We start from the raw sequence: 17,343 nt of genomic DNA, 5'->3' as shown, positions 1-17,343 counted from the left end.
GGTCGGATGACCGCCCTTTTTTTTTAACCATCTACGAGCCGCGAGCTGAACAGTGGGCTTCGCCTGTTCTGGCCTCTGGCCAGTAGCGCGCAGTTCCCCCTCAATCCCCCGTTGGATCAATTCTGAACGTTTTCACCGACTCCATCTTTGCCAGGGCATCCGCCAGCCGCCGGATATTCGACGCAGCACGTGTCCTGATCACCATGCGATACTCCAGCCCCGGTGAATCCTCGCCGTAGCGATAACTCAGCATGGAAAGGTGAAAGCCATGCTCGCCCAGAAATTCGCGCAGGGCCTGTTCTGTCATGCCATGGCCGGGCTGAAACGTCAGACGGTGGTGGGCATAGGCGTGCGACGGCATATGCGACTCGATCCAGCGAAAGGCCGACAGGGTGCCCAGCGTCATCAGTGTGGCAAGGGTGGCCGGTAGAAAGAACCCGACGCCCAGCAAAATGCCGATACCGGCGGTCACCCAGATGGAGGCGGCGGTGGTCAACCCGCGCACCGTCGGGCCTTCCTTGAAGATCACGCCGGCACCAAGAAAACCGATACCGGTCATGATGCCCTGCGCCATGCGGGTCGGGTCGGTACGCACGGCTTCCAGCGGTATGTCATTGCCCAGCCAGCGCCACTGCCAGGTGCTCGCCAGCATCAGCAGGGCCGACGCCAGACAGACCAGCGCATGCGTGCGAAACCCGGCCGGGCGGCCATGGTAGCTGCGTTCCAGGCCGATCAGGCTGCCGGCCAGCCAGGCAGCCGTGAGGTGACCGAGAATGGACCAGGTGGCGGGATCGGCAAGCAGGGTGGGGAAGGGCATCTCGGGAACCCGCGCGTGCCGCCGAAACGGCGCACGCGGGGCAACACCTTGCAGCGTTTACTTGTTCGGCTGCGGGGTAATGCGCAGGTACGGCTTGATCGCCTTGTACCCCTTCGGGAACCGGCGCTTGATCTCCTCCTCATCCTTGATGCTCGGCAGGATCACCACATCGTCGCCATCCTGCCAGTCCACCGGCGTGGCCACCTTGTGCGAGTCCGCCAGTTGCAGTGAATCGATCACGCGCAGGATTTCCGCGAAGCTGCGGCCGGTGCTGGGCGGGTAGGTGATGGTGGCGCGTACCTTCTTGTTCGGGTCTATAAAGAATACCGAACGGACCGTCACGGTTTCCGAGGCATTCGGGTGCAGCATGTCATACTGCGTGGCCACGCTCTTGTCGGCATCCGCGATGATCGGGAAGTCCACCTCGCACTGCTGGGTTTCGTTGATGTCCTCAATCCAGGTACGGTGCGAATCCGCCGGGTCCACGCTCAGGGCCAGGACCTTGACGCCGCGCTTGTCGAACTCATCCTTCAGCTTTGCAGTGCGACCCAGTTCCGTGGTGCACACGGGGGTAAAGTCGGCCGGGTGCGAATAGAACACGACCCAGCTATCACCTGCCCATTCATGGAAATGGATCTTGCCAATGGATGAATCCTGAGTGAAATCCGGCGCAGTATCGCCGATACGCAGTGACATGGTGCTTCTCCTTGGTCAGAACGGTTCAACGGCAGCGCGCAGGCATCAGCCGGCCTGCCCTGGTGTTCCGACGCTACTCCGTCGCTGCGGGCTTGTGAAGTGGTGAATATGTCTTTGCTCATTCCAGCCGGTTATAAGTGCAGGCACCCTGCATGCGGTGCCGGACCCGGCAGTCACCGGTGAGCGTGCGCGGCGGCTATAATGGACCGTTGCTGTTACACATATCAGGATGCTGCATGATCACGCACGAGATTTTTCCCCGCTTTTATGAAACCGATGCCTTCGGCCACATCAACAACACCGTGGTGGCGGGCTGGTTTGAAACCGGCCGCGAGGCCATTTTCCGTATCTTCTCGCCGGACCTGGACCCATCCCGGATGAATCTTATCCTGGCGCGTATCGAGATTGATTTCGTGGCCCAGATCTATTACGGCCATGAGGTGGAAATCCGTACCGGCGTGGAGCGGCTGGGCAACAGCTCCTTTACCGTCTGCCAGGAAGCCTGGCAGCAGGGCCAGTGTGTGGCGCGCGGCCGTGCCGTACAGGTATATTTCGACCACGGCAGCCAGCGTCCGCAACCCCTGCCGGGGGCGTACCGCGAGGCGCTGGCGGCCTTGATGGAGAACAAGCCCTGACAGGGCGGCCTACAACAAACAGACTGTTCACTGGGGGATGCAATGCTGATCAGTAATATGGAAATCGTACCGGGCCTGCGTATTGTCCGGCATCTGGGGCTGGTGCAGGGCAGTACCGTGCGGGCCAAGCATGTTGGCCGCGACATGATGGCCGGGTTGAAAAACATCTTCGGTGGTGAGCTCAAGGGGTACACCGAATTGCTGAACGAATCCCGCGATGCTGCTCTGGAACGTATGAAAGAGCAGGCCAGAGCAGCGGGTGCCAATGCCGTACTCAACGTGCGTTTTGGCACCTCCACCATCGCGCCCGGCGCCTCCGAGATTCTGGTGTACGGCACCGCCGTCGTGGTCGAGAATCTCGCGCCATGATTGAACTGGCCGTCTTTCTTACCCTGCTGACACTGGGGTACGTGTTTGGCAGGCTCAACGAGCGGCGCCATTATGCGTCCATTCAGCAGCGTGAGGATGAGTACCGCGCACTGCTGTTGCTGCCGGGCCGTTACGTGCCGGAACAATACATCCATCACAACAGCACGCTTGTCAGCGGCAATGTGGTGGTCTCGGTGGATTACTTCAAGACCATCGCGGCCGGGCTGCGGGGGCTTGTCGGTGGCCGCATCGCGTCTTATGAAAGCCTGATCGACCGCGCCCGCCGCGAGGCCATTCTGCGCATGCAGGAAGAAGCCGCTGCACTGGGGGCCGAGGCCATCCTGAATATCAAGATGGAAACCAGCCGTGTGGCCGGCAACGACCGCAATGGCCTGGGCTCCGTTGAAGTGCTGGCCTATGGTACCGCGCTGTTTCCACGACGATGAGGCTGCCCGAGGGTAATCCGCGTCCGCCGGAGCACATCAACAACCCGCCCAGCAGCGCCCTGCTGGAATTTGCCTGGCTGCTGGGTGCCGTGGCGCTGGCGGTCGTTGGGATTACCTTGGTGCTGTTGTTGCTGGCCCGCCAACTGGCGCCACACATTCCCTTTGCATGGGAAGTGGCGGTCACGGAGCATCTCACCGACGAGTCGCCTCCGGACCCGCGTAGCCAGGCCCTCGACACGCTGGCTGCCGCGCTGGCTCAGGCGGGTGGTGTCAGCGAGGATATCCGCATCCGGGCGCATTACATGGATGCGGACCTGCCGAATGCCTTCGCCACGCTGGGCGGGCATGTCTTCATCACGCGGGGCCTGTTGCAGAACGTGTCATCCGAGAACGCGCTGGCAATGGTGCTGGCCCACGAGATCGGCCATGTTCATTATCGCGATCCGGCGGCCCTGTTGAGCCGTCAGGCTGTGCTGGCGGTGGTCTGGGCAGTGGCCACCGGCGACACCGGCGGTGCGGGTGTTCAGCAAGCACTGATGCAGGCCGGCATGTTGACGTCACTGAGTTTCGATCGCGACATGGAGCGCCGGGCCGACCGCTTCGCGCTGGATACACTGAAAGCCTATTATGGCCACGCTGCGGGCGCCGAAGAGTTCTTCCAGCATATCCGTGATCACTACGACGAATCAGAATGGGAAACGCTTTTTCGTTCACACCCACTGACCCAGGAACGCCTGGATCGGCTTGCCGGTGAAGTGCCTGCGACGCCGGTGACGCTGGCCCCGTTGCCCGATGTGCTGCAATTTGAGTAACGCCCCTGCCTTTACCGCTTTTTACGTCGCAGCGCGCTGCGTACCAGATGTGGAATGCTAAACTTTCGGTATTGAATGAAGTGCAGCACGGGAGAATGTGCAATGAAGATACTGAAATGGAGTGCCATGCTGCTGCTCTGCGGTGCGCTCGGCACTGCACAGGCTACTGAAGTAAACGGAGTGGCCTTGCCGGAAACGCTACAGGTGGACAATACCAGTCTGGTACTGAACGGTGCCGGCGTGCGTAACAAATATTTCATGAAGGTGTATGTCGCTGGTTTGTATGTGCCAGAGCCATCATCCGATGCTGCTGCGATCATGAACGCCGATGAAGCACAGGCCATGCGAGTGGAGATCACCTCGTCCATGATTACGCGTAGCCGTTTCCAGGAGACGGTACAGGAGGGGCTGAAACAGTCCGCCGGGGACGAGTACCCGAAGTACGAGCACATGCTGGACGCGTTGTGGGCGGATGAAAATCTGGATGTCGACAAGGGCGATGTGTTCGAGTACCGCTATGTCCCGGGCGAAGGGACACAGTTCCTGCGTAATGGCACTACTTTGAAAGTGGTCAGGGGGCTGGATTTCAAGCGCGTGCTGTTCGGCATTTACCTCGGGGATGATCCGGTGCAGGAATCGTTGAAGGCGGAATTGCTGGGGCAGTAGCTGTACGCGGTATCTGTCGATGTCCGGTAACACATGCCCGTTGCCATGACTGCCTTGGCGGCTTACGCATCATTGCGCCGTAGCGTTGCACGAAAGCGTGTGGGACCAGCCCTGTTAAGAATGCGGGAAGCCGCTGCAACGTTCCTTTGTCTCGAAAATAACCTGCGCCGCGAGCACAGCATCATGAGGTAGGAGTTAAAATGGCCGTGTGGGTAGGCAGGCTGGCCCACGTGACTCAGCCAATCAATTCCTCTGGTGACGTCGCATCAAGAATCCGGTCAGCCCACAGTTCAAGCCGTTCCAGCGAAGCCGCCTCGAGGCGTGCTTCAATAGCGGGCGACAGCTCACCAAAGCGCTGTGTCATCAGCCGTGACAGAATACGGCGGGCTTCGTCATTGCGGCCCTGCGCCACGCCGGCCAGCAGCCCTTTGCGTTCGTACTCGGCGTACCATTCCTGCACACGTTCAGCGAGCATGTCATCCACCTCCTGCAATTCCTGCATGGCCGGTATTGTGATACCTGGCAAGCGGCCCGGCAACAGTACCCGCCGGAGCCATTCGGTAAAACTGCGGCGCAGGCCCGCCTGCTGGGGGGCGTGCAGCCAGTCTGTCAAATGCCGCAGTATCCGCTGAATGGCGGCGGCGTCACGGCTGTTCTCCAGCCGGAACAGGGCGGCCACTAGGTTCTGCAGCGGTGCTAGGGAACCTCTGAATAACTCCCCGGTGGTTCTGGCTTTCTGGGCGGCGCCTGATCAAGGCGCGACTTCGAAGGCATAGCGGGCTACGTCGAGAAGTCGTAACGCGGAGCAGGCGCCGCCCAGAAAGCCCCGCAGGGCGGGCGCTACAGCACGCATTAGCCGCGTTGCGTCGCTTGGCAAGGGCGATGCCATTGCCGGCGCGCCGCGCCTTGCTACTGCATGCTGTAGCGCCCGCAGAACCACCGGGGAGTTATTCAGAGGTTCCCTGGATCCTGGTCCTGAAAGCGGCCCTCGTCCAGCAGCAGATAGCGCAGCCGGGGCTGGTACCTGGCCAGTTCACCATGGACGGGGAAGACCAGGTCGCTGATATCGGTGGCCGCCTGCCAGCGCGGCCGGCCGTTGTAGAGCACCAATGGCACGATGGGGGGCAGGTGGCCGGTCTCGCCCAGTTGGCGGGTGCGGATCAGGTCCTGATAGAGCAGGGCGGCATAGTCCATGATGCGGACGGCCATATACGGGTCCACGGAGGACTGGAATTCCAGCAGCAGGTAGAGATAGAGCCAGTGTTCGCCCCATCGGACCCGCCAGATGACATCGGCACAGCGGCTGCGCAGATCGTCCGTGACGTAGCTGCCGTTTACTTTTTCGAGAGTGTCCAGGTCCAGTTCGGCCACCCAGCTCTCCGGCACAAAGCCGGTGAGCAGGTCGCGGACCATCTCCGGGTGGGAGAACAGCAGTCGGTAGCCGGTATCGTGGTCGTCCATGGCATGCTCCGGTGACACCGATGTCTTCCCTGGCACCGGTTCAAACACAGCATGACACGAAATAATGGTGCGCCTGTCAGCCAGGGACGCTTCTGTGAGCACGCGATTGCCGTCAGTGGATGCAGGATATCTGCCTGATGGTTTGTCAGAGATTCGCTCATAGACAATCGGGGAGGGGGGAGCTTGGCTTTGTGACGGCACCAACTGAAGCGGGAATGCCCGCAGGAACTCTTCAGAAACGCCCGCTACACATCAGAAAGCTTGACCCAAAAAACCACCGCGAAAAACGCCACGAGCACCCCTTGCACGCCAACGTTTCAATGCAACCGCTCCTCCGGTGCTTCCGAAACAAACCGGTGCGGCGGCAATTCAATACGCAACACCCTCGGCCCCAGCATCTCCGTATGTCCGGTATACCGCTCCCCGCCCGTCACCGTGAATTCAAACTGATACAACCGCCAGAGCCGCATGCGCTGCGATGCATCCCGCCGTAGCCATACTTTCTTCAGTGCCACCGTCTGGTCCAGCAGATCCACCGCTTCCCGCTGGCAGTGCAGCCGTGTCGCCTGCAATGCATACTCACGTGCCCCCTGTGCACGCCAGAACCAGGCACCAGCAAGGGCAAACAATGTAAGCAGTAGCAGGTCGGAAAGGCTAAGCATGTTATGGTCCTGGCTGGAGAGTCAAAAAGCCCACGTAGTTTGAACAGGCCCACCAAAGTGGACTGCACATCAACCGCTTGTTGTGCGTGACCATGCCGGCGGCATGACGGAGGTGTCAGCGCAGGCTGATGTTCCGCAGCCTGCCGAATAGTCCGGCGGCGCACGGGAAGGCGAGGTGGCCAGCCGGCATCCAATGCACTCTACACGCGGCGATGCCAGTCTAGCAGAAGGAAGAGCCAGCTTGACCAGTGGGCTTTTCCAGAATCTGGATGCAGATATCAAGCGTCACATCCAGATGATCCAGCGCTGCTGCGGCGGCCTTGCCCTCAGCGGTCGCGCGATACAGATGCGGTGTCATCACCAGCAATTGCGCAAGATGCTTCGTGTTGAGGGCGATGTGATACTGCTTTCGCTCTGAAGATACCAGGCGCAACCCCGCTGCCTGCGCTGCGTCACTGCGCGGCAAAGATTTTTCCTTGACCTGCGGATAAATGATTTCTCGCAGTTCGCGCAAATGATCCGGCCCCGCCTCCACCAGCACCAGATGCCCACCGGGCCCCAGCACATCGCTGAAACCGGGATAACTCTGGAACCCGAACATGCACAGCAGGATATCTGCGCTGCCCGGTGCCAGCGGTGGTTGCCGATTGGTGCTGACCAGCCAGTTGACGTCGCACCGGCGGCGTGCGGCGCGCTGTATGGCCCATTTGGAGATATCGAGCCCATAGCAGTGCTCCGGCGCCAGGGGCAGCGCGCCAAGCAGTTGGTCGAGGTAATAGCCCTCACCGCATCCGGCGTCGAGCAGCACGGCCTGAGGATGGCTGACGGGTGTCAGCGCCTGGGTAACGAATCCGGCCACCGGCGCATACAGCCCGGAGGAGAGAAACGCATGCCGTGCTGCAACCATCTCCTTCGAATCGCCCGGTGCGCGTGACCGCTTGTGCTGCACCGGTAGCAGATTGACATATCCTGGTTGACCGATGTCAAAGCTGTGCCCCTGTGCGCAACGCAGTTGCGGCCCCTCAACACGGAGCGGGGATTGGTCCAGGGGACAGGTAAGGCGGGTAAAAGGGGCCATGACAGACACACCGGCGGTGGTTAGCGGCGCAAGTGTAGGCCTTCGGCAGCTGAGGGCAAGTGCGTGGTCCGGCAGGGTATTTAAAGACATCTCCGGCAGGGCCGGTGGACCCCGTGTCAACAGACCCTAGGCGCCCATGATGTGTTGCTCGATGAACTCGACAAAGATGCGTGTGCGTGACGGCAGGTTCTTGCGTCCGGCATAGATGATATAGAGGTCCATGTTGGGCAACCGGTAATCCTCCATCACCGGCACCAGACGGCCGCTCTGCAGGTCCTGGCGTATCTCGAGATCGCTGCAGATCGCCACCCCGAGCCCGGCCATCACCCACTGATGCAGTACCTCGCTATCGTCCGTGATCATGCTGGGCTGCACCTTGATGATCTCCTGGCGCCCGTCGCCCCGCAGCGGCCAGCTTTCCCGGAACGAACCATGGCAGTCCAGCACCAGGCAGGCGTGGTCCTTCAGGTCGGCAGGCGAGTTCAGTGGCGGCCTGCCGCGCAGATAATCCGGCGAGGCCACCAGATACGAGCGATTTGCCACCAGCCTTTTCGCCACCATGGTGGAATCCGAGGGCTGCCCGATGGTCACTGCCACGTCATAGCCATCGCGGATAAAGTCCACCTGCTTATCTTCCATGTGAAACTGGATCACCATCTGCGGATGTTCATAGGAAAAACGCAGGATCAGTGATTCCACCTGCCGTTTGCCAATGGACAAACTGGACACCACCTTCAATGAGCCATGGATGTCATCCCCTGTGCCGGATGCAGAAGCAATGGCTTTCTCCAGATCATCAAAGATCACCAGCAACCGGTGGTACAGCTCCTTGCCTGGTTCAGTCAGGCCCAGTTCGCGGTTTATACGCTGTACCAGCGTCACCCCCATGACGGATTCCAGGCGCAGCAGGCGCTTCTTCACGGACACCGGCGCCAACTGCAATTCACGGGCTGCACCCGCGATGGTGCCCGCTTTGACGACTGCCATGAAGATGTCCAGATCCACCATCGGGTTCATTTGTTTTCCTAAGAAGAAAACCAACTTTTCTTAACGTTCGCTTCGTTCATGCCGCCCGTACCCCGTAGAATCATTCAGAGGTCAAAAAAAAATCGGGATTCTGCTCGTCTTGATGGGTTGTGGCTGATCTGCCGCGCACTCAGGAAGCGCGCTGTGCAGCATCAGGTGGCCTGGATGCGCCTTCTGAATCCTTCCCCAACAAACCACTCATCCGGAATCCGGAAAATCCTCAATACGCGGCAAAATAAGTGTTACCAAAATCTCCTGCCATGGAGGTGATACATTCCGTGTACAGCGGATGTAATAATCCTGTCTTCACTCATATTGAGATACGTAGACCCCTTTATTTCAACGGTCCATTTTCGAAAGATAACTTTTCGCTATATTCCATTTCGGCGTTCCCGGAAAATCATTAATCTTCGCGTTTGCTTGCGGATGCGCCACCGCAACATCTCGATATTTTCCCTATATATGAAGAACATGGATGATGCCTTGGCATGTCTGCGGAGCGGGGCGGCAACAAGCCGCAATGCGGGGCATGGGGCGAGTACGCAACGGTGAAAACAAGGCGCATGCGGTAACAAGGCCTTGGGGGTGGCTCGCTGAGGCTGGGTGAACCCGGCTCATGCGAAGGGGAGTTGAGGTTGTCGCCGAAGGCGCATCAGCCTGTTGCCGACAACCCTCCATTGCTGCCGGCCACGCTCTGTACCAGGTATTCCTTGAAGTACTGCGTCCGGGCGGGCAGGTTCCTGAGGCGGTCATACGCCATATAGAAGCGGATCTCGGGCATTTGATAGTCAGGCAGTATCTGCACCAGCTTGCCTTCCTGAATCTCCTCCCGGACTTCCATCTCACAGAAAACGGCCACGCCCATGCCGGCGAGCAGCCACTCCCGCAGCACCCTGGCATCGTCGGTCACCATGCTGCCGGTGATCTGCACCGCCTCATTGTGCGTGGCGCCGAAGAAGGTCCAGGTGTCACCGAGCGTGCCGGGCGAGTCCAGCAGCAGGCATTCGTGCTCGCGCAGGTCGGAAGGCACGCGGATAAGAGGATGGCTCTCCAGATACTCCGGCGTTGCGCACAGGCACCAGTGGCTGAACAGGGGCCGCACCACCAGCCCGGCCGGGTTCTCCGGTGGCGAGTGGGTAATGGCGATGTCGTAGCCGCCATAGACGACATTGATTTCCGTGTCGGTCAGGTCCAGATCCACTTCGATCTGCGGGTGCTGCTCGCTGAAGCGCGTCACCAGCCGGGCGACATGCTGCCGCGCCGATTGTGGCAGGTTCGAGGCGACCCGCAGCTTGCCGCTGCTGCCGTCATCGCCCCTGGACACCATCGCCAGGGCATGGTCCAGCCCGTCGAACACCCCGATCAGATGGTTATACAGCAGCTTGCCGTCGTCCGTGAGGCCCATGTTACGGTGGTAGCGGCTGATCAGCGTTATGCCAAGATGCGCCTCCAGCCGTTCCAGGCGCTTGCGAACAGAAATGGGGGCCAGGTCAAGCCGGCGCGCAGCCGCAGCGATGGTGCCGTGCCTGACTATGCAGAAAAACGCCTCAACATCCGATATATGACTCATAGCATCATCCTTTATGCCTGCTTGTTGGAAAGGTTCGATCCCGCGTGGGTCATAGAAGGTGAGCTGGTGCTCCCGCTGGTGTTGTTGACATGGGCAGGACGGCGAAAGGAACGGGGCAGGCTAAAATATCAGAAATATATAATTTCCTGATATTAATGGTGCACCTGAATAAATCTCCCTGAGCCTTTTTCATCGTTCTGATTGTTGTTTTAAGTGTTTCTTTTCTACACATCCCGACAGTGTGAAAGGTAACGTGCCGGGCGCTCGGTCTGGTGTGCATGCCGAGGCCCATAGTAGTGGTCGTTCACCTTCACGGGCAAGTTTCCGTCATGAATCATCATGAAACACGGTGTCAGGGAGGTTCCGTATGTCCCTGTAATGCTTTCAAATTGCCATCATTGCCCCGTCGCAGAACCGCCAGCAACTTCCAGAAGCAAAAAGCTACACACCTGCAATTGAATGAAATCGACCTTCCCGGCCCATTTCACTCCTCTCACATTAGGGTGTCCGTGAAGACCAGTATCAACGGAATATCACGAAATCTAATATTTCCTGAGGTTCCGTTTTCGTTTGTGCACTGAGTGACTACCCTCGATTCAACCATGGGAATCATGGCGTATACGTCGTGCGCAGTTCTAATTTTATGCATTGCTTCAAAGCACGGTATTCAGCACGGCACAGATGCCCATAGATCCCGCATCTTTTTATCAAACGCGCTACATGGATAAACAATCAGGACAAAAAGGACGTTGCAGCACCAGATGACGGATATGTAGATGTGAGCAGGGTGCACGGACACCCCGGCCGGCTGTCGCCGGCCGCTGTGCTGTGCACCCCTTCATCACTGGTGAGTGAAACGAACAGGCAACGATCAAGACAGGTTATGCCAGGGTGGTACGCGCACACAGGGATGTGATCTTTTTTCGCCCAAGGGCACTACGCCATGGGCACCTTTATTTTCCGGGGACCAGGTGGCCGGCAAGGCCCGCTACCTCGCATCACACAACAAGTGCCTGGGCACACCGGGCCGGCGGCTGGCGTTGCGACTGCTTGCGATAGCCTGCCACCGACGGAGCTTCTCCTGCGGTGGTGAACTGAACAGAGAATGACTCAAAAGAGTGATTACTAAACTTATTAAAAGTATCCATATAAATAAAAATGGAGATGTAAAGCATGAAGCTCAGATCATTTGGCTCCCTTGCCCTGACCAGCTGTGCGCTACTCACACTGGGGACATCCGTATCCGCCAACATGGGGAACTCGCCCTCAACCTACGGCCTGTTACCTGGCGACATCGCCTCCGCCCAGGCCCTGTCGATCTTCAATTCGCAGATCTCGGCGGTGTACTACAACCCGGCCAACCTGGCGAAAGACCCGCGCGGTGAACTCACTGGCGGCATCTTCCACGCCGATCACGACCTGCAGGCCAACGGCTCCACCATCATGGACGAGCCGTCACAGCAATTGCAGCTGGGCCTGAAGACGGACCTCAGTCAGATTTCTACCCTGGAGCATCCGCTCTACTTCGGCCTGATGGTCGGCGTCGAGAAGTTTGCCCAGGAAATGATGGCCTTCTCCTCCGAGACCTCGGACTACGGCCAGTATTTCACATACGGCCGTCAGCCCCTGTTCCTGACGGCGGGCGCCGGCACCAGCGTCTGGCGCGGTATCGATGTGGGCTTCGCACTGCGCGTCACTCTGAATGCTGACGCCACCCTGAACACCCGCTCCACCCTGGGCGGCGTGACCAGCCAGGAATCCCTGAACGTGTCAGCCGCACCCAAGTTCCGTCCCATCCTGGGCGTGAACATCAACTGGGGCGAAACCTTCTGCAGCCGTGCCAACTGCTGGATGGACAACCTGGAAACCGCGATTTCCTACCGTGCCTACTCCAACACCCGCACCAAGGTGAGTTCCAACGTTATCGTGCCGGGTACCATTCCTGCACCGGGCCTGAACCTGGCCATCAAGACCCTGGATTCCTTCCAGCCGGAAATCACCACGGTCGGCGTGAAGTATGACTTCGGCACCTGGCGCTTGGGCGTGACCGGTGAATACCAGGCATGGTCCCGTCTGGAGCGCGAACTGCGTGACGACACCATCAAGGATCAGGCCAACGCCAACTTCAAGGACATCTTCATTCCGCGCATCGGCGTCGAAATCCCGGCAGGTGATCACTTCACCTTCACCGGCGGCATCGCATGGGAAGAAACCCCGATCGAAGGCAAGCGCAGCCTGGACGTGAACTACCTGGATGCCGACCGCTGGGTAGTGGGCCTGGGCATGAGCGCCATCATTCCGAAAATGCCGCTGCTGGCGTACCCGGTGCGTATGGACCTGGGCTACCAGTACCAGCAACTGGATAACAAGACTTACGAGCTGACCTCCACCAACCCGCTGACTCCCCCGGGCGTCTACGGTGAAGTGGAAACCGATGGCGAAGTGCACGTCTTCGCTGCGTCAGTCACGTTGAAATTCTGAGCCGGGCGTTCTTTATGCATATCGACAAAGAGCGTTTAAGTAGAGGTTTACCAGGAGGCAACATGAAAAGAATAATGCTAGCAGCCTGCATCGTGTCCCTCGCTGCCTGTGGTGGCGATAAGGATGATGTGGCGACAGATCAGCAGCAGGAGTGGGAGGCGGCCAAGGCTAGCCTTGTTTATTCGTTTCCGGATAATGGCCAGCAGCAGGTGCCGGTGTCTTCGCCGGTGGTATTGCGTTTCTCCAGCCCGGTGGTGGTGACCAATGCTGCGCTGATGGATCTGGTTGAGCTGCGCGATGGCGAAGGCAGCCTGGTTGAGTGGGACAGAGTTGAAGAAGCTGACAGCGGCCAGAGTCTCCTGTTGTATCCCGAGAACAATCTCAGCCCGTTAACGAACTATCAACTCAGCATCGCCAGGATTGATCTCGAAAAAGGTGATGCCGAGTCGCGTAATCTGAGCTTCTCTACCCGTGCGGCCTATGAAGGGCCAAAAAGCCAGGTGGCTGAGGAAGAGTTCCGCATCCTGCGCACCATTCCAAATGGTGAAGACTTCGAGGTGCTGGAATTCACCACCTTCCGGGTGCAATTCTCACAGCCGCTCGAGCGCTCGACTGTGATCTATGGCGACGGCGCCGATGCTACCGTCCAGCTGACCGGCCCTGAAGGGGCGGTTGATGCCCACGTGCTAGTGAGCGGCCCTTACCTCACCGTAGATCCGAAAGAGGACCTGCAAGCCAATACCAGCTACAAGCTGACCTTCACCACCGGCCTGCAATCCATCTACGGCGACAGCATGCCAGGCGGTGGCTTCGGCAACCCGGGCGGCACCATCGCATTTGAACAGGACATTACGCCAAAGGCCACTGGCCCGCGCGGTAGCATGGTTCAGAACATCGCCGATACAGCGGGGCAAAAATCGCCCTTAACGGGTAAGCAGATCAACGAAGTGCCGATGGCCTCCGTGCTGCTGGGCCGGGATACTGCAACCCAGGCGAGTGGTGTGGTGACGGCGGAACTGGCGTTTGTGCCGGACTTCCCGGATGCGACACCGTTGCGGGTAAAGCGTGGTTCCCTGATTGAGGGTGCTTCCATTGAGGTACTGATTGGGGGCGAAGTGCCGGCTGGGTTTGAGTCTGGCAAGGTGCGGATGGATTTTCTGTCGGACGCGACGGGTTACCTGTTGCCAAACCCGTACAGTGATGCGGATGATGCGCCACGCCAGGTCCGTTTGTGGATGGATGTGGCGGTCTCTACCGAAACACCGAAGGCCAATGGTGCCATCACGCAGGATATGCTGCACATTGAGCTGGTGGGTACGTCATTGGTGGAAGATGGGCTGATGGTCATCAATGCAGTCGGCGTGGTGGAGCCGGATGTGCTGGGCTCTGAGCGTGCTACTGGGCTGTTGAGCTTCTATATGGAAGAGGCGGCTGATCAAGATAACCCTCCGGTGGCAGTACCTGATGTCTCTCCACCAGTACTGCAGAGTGGGGTGCCTAGCAGCGTGGTGGATTACATCAAGCGTACGGACCCGATCATCCTCAACTTTAATGAGTTCATCGACCCGAAAACACTTCAGGGCAAAGTGACCCTCAGCAAGCAGACCGCAACCGATACAGAGGAAGTGGACATCGAGTACTACATCGATGGATCGGCGCTGGTCATAAAGCCGGCCGAACCGTTCGAGCACCCGACAGAAACTGCCGGCGAGCTCACCTATCATCTGAGCGTGGCGCCGGGGCTTGCTGACCTGGGTGGTAATGAATGGACTGATGGGCTGGAAGATAGCTTCTCGCTGCCAGTATTGACGGAGTTGACCCAAGGGTATCGGACGGGGTTTGGTCCGCTTCCGGGAGGTGGGTTCGGGTCAATTATAATTCCCCAGGGCAACGTTACTAGCGTTCAGGAAAAGTCTCCCTTTATTCTCGGGCTTTATCCCGGCTTTCCCTGCGCCCTGGATACCATAGATCAGAATCTTGCCCAGAACATAGCGGGTCGCTGCGCTGGCGGGATACATCCGCAAGATACGGTCCCGCCGAACAATAGTGTGGAGCCGCTTCCTGCTGATGACCTGATTCCCGTGGTGCAAACTCCCGCGAACCGACCTATTGTGGTGGTGTTTTCAAAGCCGATGGATGAAGGCTCCATCGTATATGGACGCACCTTCCAGGTATTTGAAATCACAGAAGATGATCAGATTGTCAGTGCGGTTCCAGGTAAACTGGAAACAACTCAGGATACTTTGCAGTTCACGCCGGACGAGCCCTGGAAGCCGGGCGTGCTCTACCGTTATGAATTGCATTCGAACGGAGACATAGTCAGCAGTGCGGTGAACTGTGATCCTGATACACCGTCTCTTGGCATATGCTCTCTTGATGGCTTGCCTTTGCAAACCCAACTTCTATCTGAAGTGGAAGTACGTGATGAGCCCGTAGCTGCGGCGGCATCGTTTCCGCCTATCGCTTCTCCATACTACATTCTAGTGAAAGCCTCAACCGCTTTGACAGGGGGGGGGCCGGTTCTATCTCAATATTTCAGGGGCAGCGAAGCCAGCCGCACGGTGCTACAGATGCTGCGTCTGTCAGACCAAGTGGATGCAAATGCTAATCTGATCAACGACAGTGCGCTGGGGGTAATGGGACCTTTAGGTATCGATGGGGGTATTGGGGCATCGGGCTTAAGTAGTACACCATTGTGGTACGATTTTGAGCAGAATGAGACCGATCATATTGCTTGGCAGACAGATAGCAGCACGGGACACCTTGTAGATGAGCGGCATGACGGGACCCTTCTCGATCCGGACGGCGTATTGCCGCCACCTAATAGTGCAAAGGTGCTATCAGCATTTTATGGCCTGAAGCATATTTCCGACGCAGAGTTTTTGCCGGACCCATCAATCCCGATGGTAGGAAATGCAGTGAAATATATGGGCGCCAATATAGGTTGCGCCTATGAATCCTATCATCTATTGGAAGACCAGGAAGGCTGTGAGCAGGACCATGTCGGCGTATTAAAATTCTTGAATGGCCAAATACAACGAGTCTGTTACTACGGCAAGCCAGCTACCTGTCCCGAGGACAAGTTTACCTACTTGCACGGTGTCCTGTTTGCGGAGGTGACTGATGAGAAAACAGCTCAGGGCGTCAAGGTGAATATCCATCCGGGGCATATAGTAACCACCTCCTTCAAGGTATATCTGAAGTCCATTTCCAATAACAGCTTCGATATGTCTGACTCGGGATATCAATTGATGCGCATGCGCTATGCTGACGAGGAGGCTGATAAACTGATTCCCGCTTATATAAGCGAGGGTGCTGACGGGCCCGCTCTGCGTGCAACGGTAAATCTTTATATGGACGCCCCCTACCTGTCTTATGATCTGACAGAGGTCAAAAATTTGATCAGCTCAGCCCAGGGGAACTCGGCATATCACAATTTCCACAGCTACCCGGTTACGATGAACTTGGCTGGCCCTGTCGCGTTCCTGCCGGATGGCAGGATGCTGGTGGAGCAATACAACCAGGAGGCGGTGTACTTCAATTTGAGAGGTAACTCTCCGCTTATGCACGTCGACTTGGTGGTGCCCCCCTTGGGAACACATATAAGGTATATTTCAACACCGATCAAATAACAACGGTTGCGTTCATTGGGCACCTTCGGGTGCCCTTCTATATTATCGATATATTATGCGCGGCCAAATGAGAAATAGTATTACCATCTCATTAAGTTATGATTCTGGGAGTGGGAGTGGGAGTGGGAGCGGGGTTTGACCTAATGAATCATATAAGTTAGATCGATTGAGGTTTACCAAATTAATCTTATCCGGTCGATATTGGCATCTTGATCCAGAAGGCTTTTCGAAAGGTCGGTATCGGAAAATAGGGATTTTTGGGATATCTTTCTCCGGAGTATAAAGACGAGGAAAAAACCACTGGCGCACAGAGCGCCAGTGGAAATTGGTTATTTTATTTTATTTATTGAAGTACGCAGCTTCTTAATGAAAGATGATTTGGCCCTAGAGTATCAAAGCTGGCTACCCCACCAAAATTCAACGCGCCGCCAGAAGCAACGCTAATTGTTTGAGGGACTTGGTTGCCGCCGGTACAAGGTGAAGCGGTGGGGTTGTTACCGGTTATACCTGTAACGATACCCAAGGCGGACACGTCCCAAACGAAAGGTCCAGGGTTAAAACTGCCGACACTTGGTAGCCCCAAAGGGTTATGCCCGGTATCGATTTGGCCACCAACAATGCCGCCTGCAGCAGTCATATCACCTCCCCAAGGGAAGCCGCCTGTCGCGATAGCGGAACATGTAGCATCTTCCCCAGGAACTGCGCCCGCTGCCACTACATGGAAGTGGTGGTTTCCGCTGCCATCAGCAGTGCACGAGGCTTTAGCTACCAGAGTTAGGTAACAAGTCGCTTCGGCACCAGTAAGGGCTGAAGAGAATGTCGTATTACCCTTGTAGACGCAGAGCGCATAGGGCGAAGTTATATTGGGTGTGGCGTTGGCTGTCGTCATTAACCCTATGCCGATAAGAGCACCAGCACCAAGCAAAATATGAGGAATTTTTTTCATGATAGTCTCCGTTTAATATCAATTTGTTCATTTATGTATTGGCTTG

16 protein-coding genes and 1 pseudogene are annotated in these 17,343 nt (G+C 57.6%); 7 read left to right on the top strand and 10 right to left on the bottom strand.

The window, feature by feature from the left end:
• Positions 1-100: 100 nt before the first annotated feature.
• Complete coding sequence (locus S7S_RS12990) at positions 101-817, bottom strand: MgtC/SapB family protein (protein WP_008738495.1); 717 nt, start codon at positions 815-817, stop codon at positions 101-103.
• A 57-nt stretch (positions 818-874) separates the two neighbouring features.
• Positions 875-1,513, bottom strand: coding sequence for a peroxiredoxin (locus S7S_RS12985; RefSeq protein WP_008738494.1), 639 nt, complete (start codon positions 1,511-1,513; stop codon positions 875-877).
• A 236-nt stretch (positions 1,514-1,749) separates the two neighbouring features.
• Here S7S_RS12985 and S7S_RS12980 point away from each other — a divergent pair, with 236 nt between their 5' ends.
• The 5 genes from S7S_RS12980 to S7S_RS12960 all read left to right on the top strand — a co-directional run bounded on the left by S7S_RS12980 (position 1,750) and on the right by S7S_RS12960 (position 4,441).
• Entirely contained in the window at positions 1,750-2,148 is a 399-nt protein-coding gene (locus S7S_RS12980) for an acyl-CoA thioesterase (RefSeq protein WP_008738492.1), read from the top strand.
• Positions 2,149-2,190: 42 nt separating this feature from the next.
• Positions 2,191-2,517 carry a YbjQ family protein gene (locus tag S7S_RS12975; RefSeq protein WP_008738490.1) on the top strand — a complete coding sequence of 109 codons (327 nt, stop codon included), beginning with the start codon at positions 2,191-2,193 and terminating at the stop codon, positions 2,515-2,517.
• Entirely contained in the window at positions 2,514-2,963 is a 450-nt protein-coding gene (locus S7S_RS12970) for a YbjQ family protein (RefSeq protein ID WP_008738489.1), read from the top strand. Before S7S_RS12975 ends, S7S_RS12970 begins: the two co-directional genes overlap by 4 nt.
• Positions 2,960-3,775, top strand: coding sequence for a M48 family metallopeptidase (locus tag S7S_RS18915; RefSeq protein WP_008738487.1), 816 nt, complete (start codon positions 2,960-2,962; stop codon positions 3,773-3,775). The genes S7S_RS12970 and S7S_RS18915 overlap by 4 nt, the downstream gene beginning before the upstream one ends.
• A 102-nt stretch (positions 3,776-3,877) precedes the next feature.
• Positions 3,878-4,441 carry a chalcone isomerase family protein gene (locus S7S_RS12960; protein WP_008738485.1) on the top strand — a complete coding sequence of 188 codons (564 nt, stop codon included), beginning with the start codon at positions 3,878-3,880 and terminating at the stop codon, positions 4,439-4,441.
• A 235-nt stretch (positions 4,442-4,676) separates the two neighbouring features.
• On the opposite strand, the gene S7S_RS12955 is transcribed toward S7S_RS12960, so the two are convergent.
• From S7S_RS12955 to S7S_RS12930, 7 genes and pseudogenes are all read right to left on the bottom strand, one after another.
• The gene (locus S7S_RS12955) at positions 4,677-5,120 is read right to left on the bottom strand and encodes a DUF4351 domain-containing protein (protein ID WP_238582897.1); all 444 of its coding nucleotides are present in this window, start codon (positions 5,118-5,120) and stop codon (positions 4,677-4,679) included.
• Positions 5,121-5,392: 272 nt separating this feature from the next.
• Positions 5,393-5,902, bottom strand: coding sequence for an Rpn family recombination-promoting nuclease/putative transposase (locus tag S7S_RS12950; protein ID WP_052269213.1), 510 nt, complete (start codon positions 5,900-5,902; stop codon positions 5,393-5,395).
• A 317-nt stretch (positions 5,903-6,219) separates the two neighbouring features.
• A complete protein-coding gene (locus tag S7S_RS12945; protein ID WP_008740502.1) occupies positions 6,220-6,564 on the bottom strand; it encodes a DUF3301 domain-containing protein in 345 nt (114 codons plus the stop codon).
• Positions 6,565-6,784: 220 nt separating this feature from the next.
• On the bottom strand, positions 6,785-7,471 hold the full coding sequence (locus S7S_RS12940) for a methyltransferase domain-containing protein (protein ID WP_238582896.1): 687 nt from the start codon (positions 7,469-7,471) through the stop codon (positions 6,785-6,787).
• A gap of 33 nt (positions 7,472-7,504) precedes the next feature.
• A pseudogene (locus tag S7S_RS20150) lies at positions 7,505-7,642 on the bottom strand (putative RNA methyltransferase); the annotation flags it as partial.
• A 126-nt stretch (positions 7,643-7,768) separates the two neighbouring features.
• Complete coding sequence (locus tag S7S_RS12935; protein ID WP_008740504.1) at positions 7,769-8,659, bottom strand: LysR family transcriptional regulator; 891 nt, start codon at positions 8,657-8,659, stop codon at positions 7,769-7,771.
• Between the two features lie 661 nt (positions 8,660-9,320).
• A complete protein-coding gene (locus S7S_RS12930) occupies positions 9,321-10,238 on the bottom strand; it encodes a LysR family transcriptional regulator (RefSeq protein WP_008740505.1) in 918 nt (305 codons plus the stop codon).
• A gap of 1,173 nt (positions 10,239-11,411) precedes the next feature.
• Between S7S_RS12930 and S7S_RS12925 the strand changes: the two genes are divergently transcribed.
• On the top strand, positions 11,412-12,719 hold the full coding sequence (locus tag S7S_RS12925) for an OmpP1/FadL family transporter (RefSeq protein WP_041026001.1): 1,308 nt from the start codon (positions 11,412-11,414) through the stop codon (positions 12,717-12,719).
• A gap of 62 nt (positions 12,720-12,781) precedes the next feature.
• Complete coding sequence (locus S7S_RS12920) at positions 12,782-16,351, top strand: Ig-like domain-containing domain (RefSeq protein ID WP_035206069.1); 3,570 nt, start codon at positions 12,782-12,784, stop codon at positions 16,349-16,351.
• 343 nt (positions 16,352-16,694) lie between these two features.
• On the opposite strand, the gene S7S_RS19690 is transcribed toward S7S_RS12920, so the two are convergent.
• Complete coding sequence (locus tag S7S_RS19690) at positions 16,695-17,297, bottom strand: hypothetical protein (RefSeq protein ID WP_144401666.1); 603 nt, start codon at positions 17,295-17,297, stop codon at positions 16,695-16,697.
• Positions 17,298-17,343 lie beyond the last annotated feature (46 nt).

This window comes from Isoalcanivorax pacificus W11-5, from assembly GCF_000299335.2.
Classification (GTDB): Bacteria; Pseudomonadota; Gammaproteobacteria; order Pseudomonadales; family Alcanivoracaceae; genus Isoalcanivorax; species Isoalcanivorax pacificus.
This window is presented reverse-complemented; position numbering and strand designations above follow the sequence as displayed.